The organism is Sanguibacter sp. 25GB23B1, from assembly GCF_040012415.1.
Taxonomy (GTDB): domain Bacteria; phylum Actinomycetota; class Actinomycetes; order Actinomycetales; family Cellulomonadaceae; genus Sanguibacter.
This window is the reverse complement of record NZ_JBDYKL010000016.1, coordinates 69651-81035: the sequence shown is the minus strand read 5'-3', so window position 1 is coordinate 81035 and position 11385 is coordinate 69651. Positions and strand designations below refer to the sequence as shown.

The following is an 11385-nucleotide window of genomic DNA, read 5'->3' as shown; positions in this document are numbered from 1 at the left end:
CCCCCCCCCCCCCCCCCCCCCCCCCCCCCCCCCCCCCCCCCTTCTGTGCTACGAGCGTCGGTGCTCAGCCGGACTTGCGCCGGAAGGTTCGCTGGACGGGTCCGGCGGTCTCCGATCCGTGCACGGTGCCGGTGTTCGCCGATCCCTCGGTCGAGCGGTGGTGGGAGGCGTTCTTGCGCTCCAACGCCTCCTTGAACTTCGCCTTCGTGTCAGCGCTGACTGGGTTCTCGCGTTCGTTGCTGTCCTGCGTCATGTGCCGGACCTCCTCGTCTTGGTGCCTGTCCGTACCTGATGCACGTGCAAGACTTCCTCACTTCACGTGCCGTGGCCAGCCGATTTCCAGCTGGCCGAGGTCGTGCTGCCGCTGCTCCGCCGAGCGGGCAGCCGACCCACCGTAGCGCGCCACGGATCCTCGGACCTCAGTCGTCTCGGACGGCGTCGTCCGAGACAGGCTGCTCTCGGGCGACACGAGCCTGCTCGTGCTCCATGCGCAAGAGGTTGATCGCCGCCTCGAAGTCGTCGAGCGAGTCGAAGGCCTGATAGACGCTCGCGAACCTCAGGTAGGCGACCTCGTCGAGCTCGCGCAGCGGTCCGAGGATCGTCAGACCGATCTCGTACGCGTCGAGCTCTGCACTCCCGGTGGCACGCACCGACTCCTCGACGCGTTGCGCGAGCAGGGCGAGATCGTCCTCGCTCACCGGTCGCCCCTGGCATGCCTTGCGCACACCGCTCACGACCTTCTCGCGGCTGAACGGCTCGGTGACCCCGGAGCGCTTGACCACGGAGAGGCTTGCGGTCTCCAGGGTGGTGAAGCGGCGGTTGCACTGCGGGCACTGGCGACGTCGTCGGATGGACGCACCGTCGTCGGACGTCCGGGAGTCGACGACGCGCGAGTCCGAGTGGCGACAGAACGGGCAGTGCACGGTACCTCCATCTACGGCAGCGGCGACCGGTCGGGATGAGGTCGCGTGTCCACCGCAACCCTACGCGCTCCCGACGCCGCCCAGCGCTCGGCGCACCACGGCCTCCCGCTCGTCTCTGCCGCCCGAAGTTCCCGCGTGCAGTGCGACGGAACCTGCACTCAGCGCAGCGGGACGAAGATCTGCTCCCCGGCCTCGAGGTCCGCCGAGGAGCGACCGTTGACCTCGATGATGAGGCTGACCACGTCTCGAAGGTCCTCACCGGGGTGCGCTACCGTCGACGCGATCGCCCACAGCGTCTCTCCCTGAGAGACGGTGTGCGGCACCACGTGCGTCGCCGCCTCGGGCGAGCCCGCGACCGCACGGCCTCCGAGGAGGAGCGCCGCGAGCATGAGGACGACGCCGACGGTCCACAGCACCACGCGACCTCGCCGAGTGATCGAGAGATCGCTGAGGCCGAGCCAGCCCTCGACGTCCGACCGGACGTGCGCGGGTCCCGACGAGATCGCCATCACGTGTGCCATGAGTACTCCTTCAGCGCCGCGCCGAGCCGGGCGACCCATCATCGTTCGAACACCTGTTCGTCGTACAACTGTACGAAAGATCTCCAGAAACGCAAGGGTCTGTCGCGACACGCTCGAACAGGTGTTTGATCCGATGCCCGAATCGCCCTAGTGTTGGGCACGACCCTCCGGGAGGTACTCGACCACGAGCCACTGACACCCGGGGCGCTCACCAGCACGGCAGCAGCAGACGGCTCGACAACGAGCCTCTCGACCGATCGACGACGGAGGCACATCGTGGCAGCAGGGGATACCACCCGGACGAACGACCGCACCCGCGGCACGGTGGTCCTCGTCGGCGACCCGGAGGTGTCTGCCGACGGGCTCACAGCGCGTCAGCGTCACGTGCTCGAGACCATCCGGAGCTCGATCGAGTCACGCGGGTATGCGCCGAGCATGCGCGAGATCGGGCTGTCGGTCGGCCTGACGAGCCCGTCGAGCGTCAAGCACCAGCTCACCGCGCTCGAGCGCAAGGGATTCCTCCGGCGCGACCCGAACCGCCCGCGCGCCATGGAGCTCGTCCACCAGGACGACTCCCGGGACGTCGAGCCTCTCGACGAGACCCACACGCTCAGGGACGCCCACGGCGAGAGCGCCGACAGCGACGCGCACCCGGCGCCGTCGTACGTGCCGGTGGTGGGTCGGATCGCCGCGGGAGGCCCCGTCCTGGCCGAGCAGGTCGTCGAGGACGTCTTCCCCCTCCCCCGACAGCTCGTCGGCGACGGCGACCTGTTCCTCCTGCGGGTCACCGGCGAGTCCATGATCGACGCCGCTATCTGCGACGGCGACTGGGTCGTCGTGCGTCGTCAGCCGGTCGCAGAGAACGGCGAGATCGTCGCGGCCATGATCGACGGCGAAGCGACCGTCAAGACATTCCGGCGCATGGACGGCCACGTATGGCTCATGCCCCACAACGCAGCGTTCTCGCCGATCCCCGGCGACGAGGCCACAGTGCTCGGGCGCGTGGTGAGCGTCCTGCGCAGCCTGTAGGTCAGCACCCAGCACGAGATCGGGCCCCTGGTACCCCCACGTGTGGGGGTACCAGGGGCCCGATCTGTCGGTGTGCAGTCTCGGTGCCCGGCAGTGACCAGCGGCAGATCCGCTCAGTAGCCGAACTTGCGCGCCACGGCCTTGAGCGCCGTCGAGGAGCGCTGCAGCCCCTTGATCTCCACCGGAGACAGCGGGACCGCAAGACGGTCCGTACAGCCACGTCGCCCGACGAGGGTGGGCACCGACAGGCAGATGTCGCTGATGCCGTAGTAGTCGTCGAGCAACGTGGAGACGGGCAGGACGCGATGCTCGTCGTTGAGGACCGCCTCGATGATGCGGGTCCCTGCGAGAGCGACCGCGTAGTTCGTCGCCCCCTTGCCCTCGATGATCCGGTAGGCCGAGTTCACGACCTCGTGCGCGATCTCGTCGCGGTCGCTCAGTGTCAGCGGCCCCCGACCTTCGATGCCGCTCCAGTCGAGCAGGGGCACCCCGCCGATCGTGGCCGAGCTCCACAGGGGGATCTCGCTGTCCCCGTGCTCACCGGCCATGTACGCGTGGACGTTCTGCACCGCGACGCCCGCATGCTCCGCGATGAGGTAGCGCAGCCGGGACGAGTCGAGGACTGTCCCGGACCCGAACAGCTGCGTCGGCGGGAGGCCGGAGATCTTCAGCGCGGCGTAGGTCACGATGTCCACGGGATTGGTCACCATGACGTAGATCGCGTCCGGTGCGACCTCGAGGAGGTCCGGGAGGATCTTCGACACGAGGCCGATCGTCGCCTCGGCGAGGTCGATCCGCGTCTGTCCGGGCTTCTGCTTCGCGCCTGCCGTGACCATGATGACGTCGGCGTCCGCGCACACGGCGACGTCGTCGGACCCGACGACCTCCGCCATCGGCATGAACTGGATCCCGTGGGCCAGGTCGAGCGCCTCGGCCTCGACCTTGGCCTTGTTGATGTCGAAGAGTGCGACGGTGCGTGCGGAACCGCGCATGAGCGCGGCGTAGGCCATCGTCGAGCCGACCGCGCCGGCTCCGACGACCGCCACCTTCGTCGTCTTGCGAGACCGGGGTGGTGCCACGGCGGTGCGGTCGAGGGTGCCGGTCTGATCAGCGTCGCTCATGCTTCCTCCAGCTGGTGATGAGTTCGGTCGTCACATGTCTCAGCCTAGGTCGGCGAGGCGCCGGAGTGCAGAGAGAGCGACAGTCGTGTCCGTCGTCCGCCAGAAGTCCGGCAGCGACTGCACGAGGAACGAACCATACCGGGCCGTGGCCAGCCGCGGGTCGAGCACCGCGACGACACCCTTGTCGGACATCGTCCGGATGAGACGTCCCGCACCCTGCGCCAGGAGAAGGGCGGCGTGCGTGGCCGAGACCTGCATGAACCCGTTGCCACCATGCGTCTCGATGAAGCGCGCGCGGGCCGCCTTGACGGGGTCGTCCGGCCGCGGGAACGGGATCCTGTCGATCATGACGAGACTGCACGCCGCGCCCGGGACGTCGACGCCCTGCCAGAGGGACAGCGTGCCGAAGAGGCAGGTCGCGTCATCCTCGGCGAACGCGCGCACGAGCGCCGGAAGCTGGTCGTCCCCCTGGCACAGGACGGGGAACGGGAGCCGCGGCCGCAGGAGCTCTGCGGCGCGCTCTGCGGCACGGCGGGACGAGAAGAGCCCGAGTGTCCGGCCGCCGGCCGCTTCCATGAGCGCGGCCATCTCGTCTGCTTGGGCGTCCGTGGTCGCCTGGCTCCCAGGTGTCGGCAGGTTCTTCGCGATGTAGAGGATGCCCTGCTTCGGGTAGTCGAACGGGCTCCCGACGTCGAGTCCCGTCCAGCGTGATGCCGACGGGACCGCAGCAGCAGTGGAGCTGGCGGCCGCTCCCGCCTCCCCCGGCTCCGTCGCGCTCTTCTCGAGCCCGACGGCCCGGGCGATCGGCTCGAAGGACTCACCGAGCGCGAGGGTTGCGGACGTGAGGATGCCGACCTTCTCGTCCCAGAGGTTGGTCCGCAGGAGCCCGGCGACCCCGAGCGGTGCGGCGTGCAGCTTGGACATTCCAGCACCGAAGCCGCCGTCGCCGCCCCGCGAGCACCACAAGACGTCGAAGCTGTTGGCGTCGCCCGCCATCCGCTCGGCGATCTCGAACACCATGAGCATGCTCGACGACGCCATCTTCAGTCCGCTGCTCGCGACGCTCCCGTCGGCGCCGGACCCGTTCGTCGTGTCGGGCTTGAGAGCCGTGACGAGGGCGCGCGCTGCATCGCGGACACCTGCGACCGCGAGCCGAGCCCCCTCGGGCAGACCGTCCGGGAAACGCTCCGCGGGAAGCCCGGCGAGCACCGACCCGAAGTCCGCCGCCGCCGCATCGAGATCGGTCGTCATGATCCCGCCGTGCCGCCGGGCCTGACGGGCGGCATGCTCGATCGACGCCACGGACATCTCTGCCGTGGCCGCCGACGTGACCCGGTCCGGGAGCTCGTGCGCCTCGTCGGCGACGATGACGGAGTGCTCGGGGAGCACGTTCGGCGACCCGGTGGCGGCGATCCCGAGCATCGCGTGGTTGGTCACCACGACGTCGGCCTCGCGGGCCGTGCCGCGCGCCCGCTCCGGATAGCACTCCTCGATGAGCGGGCACTTCTGCCCGAGGCACTCGAGCGCGGTGACCGAGACCTGGCGCCACACGCGGTCGGGCACACCAGGGACGAGGTCGTCGCGATCGCCCGACTCGGTGTCAGCGGCCCACTCGCGCACCCGGACGATCTGCTGACCCAGCCCGGACGGCGCGTCGGACACCTCGTCCGAGGACCCGCTCAGCGGCTCCGTCGGACCTTCGGTCCGTGGGAGGTCGAAGAGGGTGCCGGCGTCGTCGGGCGGATAGCCACCGGCGATCTTGTGCAGGCAGGCGTAGTTGTGCCAGCCCTTGAGCAGCGCGAGCCTCGGTGCCCGCGGCAGGTGCGGGGCGAGCGTGTCGGCGACGAGCGGCAGGTCCCGCGTCATGATCTGGCGCTGGAGTGCAAGGGTCGCGGTGGAGACGATGACACGTTCCCCGCTGTGCACGGCGTGGTGCACGGCCGGGACGAGGTACCCGAGGGACTTCCCGGTCCCGGTCCCCGCCTGGACGAGGAGGTGCTCACCGGAGTCCATCGCCCGGGCGACAGCCGCTGCCATCTCGTGCTGACCGTCTCGTCGAGTACCACCGAGCCGCCCGACAGCGAGGTCGAGCAGGTGGTCCACCGCGGCGCCGGCGTCCTGAGATGTCTTGGCGTCGCTCACCCGAGGAGTCTACGGTCCGTCGTGCGTGCGCCAGCCCGAGCCCACAGGTGCGTTCAGCCGTGGACCGCCGCGGCCGTCAGCTCGGCCGCGAGCTCGTCGTCCACGCGTCCTTGGACGAGCGTCCCCTCGCCCGTGTGCTCGAGGTGGTCGATCTCGCCCTCGAGGTGGACACGGTTGACCAGGTCCCCCCGGTCGTAGGGGACGACGAGGTCGACCTGCACGCCCGGGTGCGGCAACGACGCGGCGATGAAGTCGAGCAGCTCGGGGATGCCCTCCCCGGTGCGTGCGGAGACGACGAGGGTGTTGCGCTCCCGGCTGCGCAGCCGGGTGATGGTCTCGGCGTCGGCGAGGTCGGCCTTGTTGAGGACGATGACCTCGGGGACGTCCGCCATGCCCGGGATGTCTGCCAGCACGTGGCGGACAGCCTCGATCTGCCCCTCGGGGTCGGGGTGCGACGCGTCGACGATGTGCAGGAGGAGATCGGCGTCCCCGACCTCCTCGAGCGTCGAGCGGAAGGCCTCGACGAGCTGGTGCGGCAGGGATCGCACGAATCCGACCGTGTCGGCGAGCGTGTAGACCCGCCCGTCGGGCGTCTTCGTGCGGCGGACCGTGGGGTCCAGGGTGGCGAAGAGCGCGTTCTCGACGAGCACCCCGGCGCCGGTCAGCGCGTTGAGCAGGCTCGACTTGCCGGCGTTCGTGTAGCCGGCGATCGCCACGGACGGGATCGCGTTGCGACGGCGCGCGGCACGCTTGGTCTCGCGGGATGGTGCCATGGCCGCGATCTCGCGGCGGAGCTTGGCCATGCGGTCGCGGATACGACGACGGTCCAGCTCGATCTTCGTCTCACCGGGACCGCGCGATCCCATGCCGGCACCTGCGCCACCGACCTGACCACCGGCCTGTCGCGACATCGAGTCTCCCCAGCCGCGCAGGCGCGGGAGGAGGTACTCGAGCTGTGCGAGCTCGACCTGGGCCTTGCCCTCTCGGGACTTCGCGTGCTGGGCGAAGATGTCGAGGATGAGCGCGGTCCGGTCGACGACCTTGACCTTGATGATGTCCTCGAGCGCACGGCGCTGGGAGGGCGCGAGGTCGCCGTCGACGATCACGGTGTCGGCGCCGTTGGCGGCGACGAGGGCGGCCAGGTCCGCTGCCTTGCCCGAGCCCAGGTACGTCCCCGGGTCAGGGTTCTGACGGCGCTGGAGAAGTCCGTCGAGGACCTGGGACCCAGCCGTCTCCGCGAGCGCAGCGAGCTCACGGAGCGACACCTCGGCGTCGACGGCGTCCCGCGACCACAGGCCGACGAGGACGACGCGCTCGAGCCTCAGCTGGCGGTACTCGACCTCGGTGACGTCCTCGAGCTCGGTGGAGAGCCCTGCGACCCGGCGTAGTGCTGCTCGCTCGGCGAGGTCGATCTGGTCGCCGTCGTGGACGGAGTGGTCCGTGCCGCCGTCGGCGCGTGCGGTGCCGGCTCGTGCCAGGACCCGGGCGACCACGTCGCTGGCGAGGTCCCGTGCCGCCACTGCTGCCACGCCCGGGTCGATCGCCTGCGCCTGCTCCGTCGCGGCGTCGGGGGTCTCGGGGTGCGGTTCGTGGCTGTTCGGCATGCAGTCCTCATCTGTCGGTGCTGTGCGGTTCCTGTCATCAAGAGTCCCATGCGAGCGCCCACGTCGCGAAGCGATTTTGCGCAGGGCGAAGCGGATCGCACCGCCTCACCTACGATTGCCGACTGTGAGCGACGACGAGCAGGACCACTACTTCACCGCGACGCCCGCGTCGGCGGACGAGCGACGACGGATCCGCGTGCGCCTCGACGGGCAGGACCGTGAGGTGGAGACCGCCGGCGGGATCTTCTCCCCCGGTCGGCTCGACCTCGGAACGGAGGTGCTGCTCCGCTCCGTCCCAGCGCCACCCGACGGTGCGCTCCTCGACCTCGGGTGCGGGTGGGGACCCATCGCGCTGACCCAGGCGCTGCAGAACCCGCGGGCGACCGTGTGGGCTGTCGACGTCAACGAACGGTCGCTCGACCTCGTGCGCCGCAACGCTGAGATCCTCGGGATCACGACGATCCGTGCGGTCCGCCCAGACGACGTGCCGGAGGACGTCCAGCTCGCCGAGATCTGGTCGAACCCGCCCATCCGGGTAGGCAAGGCGGTGCTCCACTCGATGCTCGAGACGTGGATCCCGCGTCTCGCGCCAGGTGCGAACGCCTACCTCGTGGTCCAGAAGAACCTCGGTGCCGACTCGCTGCAGCGCTGGATCGCGGACCGGTTCCCCGCGGACGAGGTCCGGCGTGCCGCCAGTGCGAAGGGGTTCCGCGTCCTGCAGGTCACGCGCGCCTGACGAGCCCTCGGGTCAGGTCAGCCCGCGAGGTCGGTCAGGCCGTGCGCGACGAGCTCCGCCGGTCCGGCGAGCTCGACGTGCCCGTCGGGAAGCATCGTCACGCGCAGCGTCCCACCAGGAACCTCGACCAGCCAGACGTCGGGAGCCCCGTCGCCCGCCCACGCCCGGACGGCGAGCGCGGCAGCGCACGCACCGGTGCCGCAGGAGCGCGTCTCACCGACACCGCGCTCGTGGACACGCATCCGCACCCGCCCGACGACGCTGCCGTCGATGCTCGTCTCCTCCCCGAGGGGAACCACGAGCTCGACGTTGGTCCCCTGCGGCGGGACGGGCACGACGTCCGGGGCGCGCCAGAGCTCGGCCCGCTCGAGGTCGACGACGCTCGCGAGGGCGACGACGGTGTGCGGGTTGCCGAGGTCGACGCTCAGCGCGGGCCGGGCGACCTCTGCGCCGTCGACCTCGAGCCCGGGCACGAGGACCTCGGCGTCGAAGCCGTCGGTGACTGCTCCCTGGCCGCCGGGGAACGACCAGATTCCCATGTCCACCGCGAACCAGCCGTTGTCCTCCTTGCGGACCCGGCGGACGCCCGCTCGTGTCCCGAGGACGAGCTCCGTCCGGCCGTCGAAGGTGGCGAGGCCCAGCTGTTCGAGGAAGGCCGCGAAGACGCGCACGCCGTTCCCGCACATCTGAGCGGTCGAGCCGTCGGCGTTGCGATAGTCCATGAACCACTCCGCAGCGGGCTCCTGCGCGAGGAGCACCTGTCCCTCGGGCAGGTCCTTCGACCGCACGACGCGGATGACGCCGTCGCCGCCGATGCCCGCCCGGCGGTCCGCGAGCGCGCGGACGAGGTCGGCCGTGAGGTCGATGCCCGCGTCGCGGTCGTCGAGCAGGACGAAGTCGTTCTCGGTGCCGTGCCCCTTGGTGAAGGCGAGTGCGCTGGTCATGCACCCAGCCTACGGCGCACGGGCCCTGTGCCGTCGGGGTCGGCGTCGCTGCGGGGACCGGCCTCCGCGGCGTCGACCACCGCGAGCGCACGGTCGACGAGGTCCTCGGCACGGGCGTCGAGCCAGTGCACGCGCGGGTCTCGGCCGAACCAGCCCATCTGCTTGCGGGCGAGGCGCCGGGTGCTGGCCGTCACCGCGGCGCGGGCCTCGTCAGGGGTGGACTCCCCGTCGAGCATCTCGAGCACCTCGCGGTAGCCGACCGCCCGGGACGCCGTGGTCCCGAGCACGTCGGCCAGGCTCCGGACCTCCTCGACGAGTCCGAGCTCCCACATCCTGTCGACGCGCTGCGCGACTCTGTCGTCGAGCACGCCGCGGTCGCAGTCGAGACCGATCTGGACGGCGGGGCGGACGTACTCCTGGCGCGGCAGCGTCGCCGTGTAGGGCTGGCCCGAGATCTCGATGACCTCGAGGGCCCTGACGATGCGGCGGGTGTTGCGCGGACCGATGGCCTCGGCCGCGCGGGGGTCGACCCGGGCGAGCTCCTCGTGCAGTGCCCGCGCGCCCTCGCGCTCGGCTCGCGCCTCGATCGCCGCCCGCACCACGGGGTCCGTCCCGGGAAAGACCATGTCGTCGAGGAGGGCGCGGACGTAGAGGCCGGATCCCCCGGCGACGATCGCCCGGGCCCCTCGGCCGGCGATCGCATCGAGGTCGGCGCGGGCGAGCTCCTGGTACCTGGCGACGGACGCGTCCTCGCTCGGCTCGATCACGTCCACCTGGTGGTGGACCACGCCACGCCGCTGCGAGGGCGGCACCTTGGCGGTCCCGACGTCCATGTGCCGGTAGAGCTGGTAGGCGTCGGCGTTGACGATCTCGGGCAGCACCTCGCCCCTCGCCTGCAGCGCGTGCGCGAGGTCGAGGGCCAGGTCGGACTTTCCGGTGGCCGTCGGGCCCACCACAGCGACGATCAGCACATCGGTGACGTTACCGTCTCGTCGCACGGGGCGGTGCACCGCGGGCACCGACTCCTCTAGGCTGCTCGGGCGTCCACGACCGCGCGGGCGTCACGACCCGAGTGCTCGCGACCGGGAGACCGGTCGCCCAGACCTGGAGACCAGCCATGGAGACGCCTGCCGAGCGCGAGCCTGCGCCGTTCCGCACGACGGAGATCGGCCCCGTGACGCGGGACCGCATCGAGACCTTCCTCACCGCGAACGGGTGGTCCTTCGGGGTCGACCCCGAGGGTGACGTCGGTGGGCAGTGGGACGACAACCTCTTCTACTTCTTCCGGATGGGCGACGCGCGCGAGGTGCTGCAGGTCCGCGGTCAGTGGAAGCGTGCTCTCCCGCTCGATCGTGAGATCGAGCTCCATCGCGTCCTCAACGAGCTCAACCGCGACCTCGTGTGGCCGAAGCTCTACGTGCGGGAAGAAGAGGATGCACTGGTCGTCTACAGCGAGGTGTCGACGGACCTCGAGCACGGGGCGAGCGACGACCAGCTCGGCCAGCTGCTCGCGTGCGGGCTGTTCACCGCCCTCAAGGCGTTCGAGGACCTCGGTACCCGGCTGGGCCTGCCCGCCGAGGGGTGAGCCGGCGGTCAGGAGGCCGGCACGCTCGTGACGAGCGACCTGTAGAGCGCGGTCACCGTGCGGTCCGCGCGCAGCAGGAGCTCGGGGATGCCGGACGGCACCGTCCCCGCAGACGGTGAGGAGCCCGACGTGCCGACATCCCCGACGACCGTCGTGAACACGAGCAGACCCCGCTCCTCCGCGCTCTCTGGTGCCACGTGGGCACCGGCCTCGATCGGCCAGGAGGCGGGCCCGGTGGTGTCCGTCGGGGGCCCGCCCCCGATCTCCACGGTCCGGATCGAGCCGGACCAGCCGGCGAGCCGGAGGAGCACGGTGACGACCGACGCAGCAGTGTGCAGCCGGACACCCGGCTGCGGGGCCGGGAGGGCGGACCGCCCGACGCCTGGTCGCGACGGGACGTCGAGCGAGAGCGTGTCGCCGAGGAGTCCGCTCGCCCCGAGGTCGGGAACGCCGTCGTCCGTGGTGCGCACCCCGGTCGTGGGTGCGGGGGCAACGACGGTGAGCCGCGGGCCGAGCGCAGGCGTGGACGACGAGGCCGCCGTACGTCCGAACGCCGCAGCGATCGCGCGCCGCAGCTCCACGACGACCGACTCGCGCTCGTCGTGCGCGACGTCCGTGCGCCCGGTCGCCCCCGGCACGAGCGTCACGCTCGACGGGACGAGGAGGATCGAGAGAGCCATGGCGCCACGGTATCGGACCCGGCCGGGGGCCACCGGCGGCCCCCGGGGAGCAGGAGGACCTCACCCGGGGAGTGCCCCGGGTAGGGTGAGTCCATGGGGT

Annotated in this window: 12 protein-coding genes; 3 read left to right on the top strand and 9 right to left on the bottom strand. The window is 71.1% G+C overall.

The window, feature by feature from the left end; all coding sequences use genetic code 11:
• Positions 1–64: 64 nt before the first annotated feature.
• The 3 genes from ABKW26_RS10835 to ABKW26_RS10825 form a co-directional block, all read right to left on the bottom strand.
• Positions 65–253, bottom strand: coding sequence for a DUF5302 domain-containing protein (locus ABKW26_RS10835; RefSeq protein WP_348593563.1), 189 nt, complete (start codon positions 251–253; stop codon positions 65–67).
• 166 nt (positions 254–419) lie between these two features.
• A complete protein-coding gene (gene nrdR, locus ABKW26_RS10830) occupies positions 420–923 on the bottom strand; it encodes a transcriptional regulator NrdR (RefSeq protein WP_348593561.1) in 504 nt (167 codons plus the stop codon).
• 158 nt (positions 924–1081) lie between these two features.
• On the bottom strand, positions 1082–1444 hold the full coding sequence (locus ABKW26_RS10825; protein WP_348593559.1) for a LysM peptidoglycan-binding domain-containing protein: 363 nt from the start codon (positions 1442–1444) through the stop codon (positions 1082–1084).
• 324 nt (positions 1445–1768) lie between these two features.
• Between ABKW26_RS10825 and lexA the strand changes: the two genes are divergently transcribed.
• Positions 1769–2473 carry a transcriptional repressor LexA gene (gene lexA, locus ABKW26_RS10820; RefSeq protein WP_348593567.1) on the top strand — a complete coding sequence of 235 codons (705 nt, stop codon included), beginning with the start codon at positions 1769–1771 and terminating at the stop codon, positions 2471–2473.
• Between the two features lie 113 nt (positions 2474–2586).
• Here lexA and ABKW26_RS10815 read toward each other — a convergent pair whose 3' ends face one another.
• The 3 genes from ABKW26_RS10815 to hflX are packed head-to-tail and all read right to left on the bottom strand — an operon-like array spanning position 2587 to position 7340.
• On the bottom strand, positions 2587–3594 hold the full coding sequence (locus ABKW26_RS10815; RefSeq protein ID WP_348593557.1) for an L-lactate dehydrogenase: 1008 nt from the start codon (positions 3592–3594) through the stop codon (positions 2587–2589).
• A gap of 39 nt (positions 3595–3633) precedes the next feature.
• The gene (locus ABKW26_RS10810) at positions 3634–5736 is read right to left on the bottom strand and encodes an ATP-dependent DNA helicase (RefSeq protein WP_348593556.1); all 2103 of its coding nucleotides are present in this window, start codon (positions 5734–5736) and stop codon (positions 3634–3636) included.
• Between the two features lie 53 nt (positions 5737–5789).
• Positions 5790–7340 (bottom strand): GTPase HflX, encoded by a 1551-nt coding sequence (gene hflX / locus ABKW26_RS10805; protein WP_348593554.1) that lies wholly within the window; start codon positions 7338–7340, stop codon positions 5790–5792.
• Positions 7341–7464: 124 nt separating this feature from the next.
• Here hflX and ABKW26_RS10800 point away from each other — a divergent pair, with 124 nt between their 5' ends.
• Positions 7465–8076, top strand: coding sequence for a methyltransferase (locus ABKW26_RS10800; RefSeq protein ID WP_348593552.1), 612 nt, complete (start codon positions 7465–7467; stop codon positions 8074–8076).
• Between the two features lie 17 nt (positions 8077–8093).
• On the opposite strand, the gene dapF is transcribed toward ABKW26_RS10800, so the two are convergent.
• Together dapF and miaA are read right to left on the bottom strand one after the other, a co-directional pair.
• Positions 8094–9020, bottom strand: coding sequence for a diaminopimelate epimerase (dapF, locus tag ABKW26_RS10795; protein WP_348593551.1), 927 nt, complete (start codon positions 9018–9020; stop codon positions 8094–8096).
• Positions 9017–9991 carry a tRNA (adenosine(37)-N6)-dimethylallyltransferase MiaA gene (gene miaA / locus ABKW26_RS10790; RefSeq protein ID WP_348593549.1) on the bottom strand — a complete coding sequence of 325 codons (975 nt, stop codon included), beginning with the start codon at positions 9989–9991 and terminating at the stop codon, positions 9017–9019. The genes dapF and miaA overlap by 4 nt, the downstream gene beginning before the upstream one ends.
• 146 nt (positions 9992–10137) lie before the next feature.
• Between miaA and ABKW26_RS10785 the strand changes: the two genes are divergently transcribed.
• Positions 10138–10605, top strand: a complete 468-nt coding sequence (locus ABKW26_RS10785; RefSeq protein WP_348593548.1) for a YbjN domain-containing protein — start codon at positions 10138–10140, stop codon at positions 10603–10605.
• A gap of 8 nt (positions 10606–10613) precedes the next feature.
• Here ABKW26_RS10785 and ABKW26_RS10780 read toward each other — a convergent pair whose 3' ends face one another.
• Positions 10614–11285 (bottom strand): hypothetical protein, encoded by a 672-nt coding sequence (locus tag ABKW26_RS10780; protein WP_348593546.1) that lies wholly within the window; start codon positions 11283–11285, stop codon positions 10614–10616.
• Positions 11286–11385: the final 100 nt, after the last annotated feature.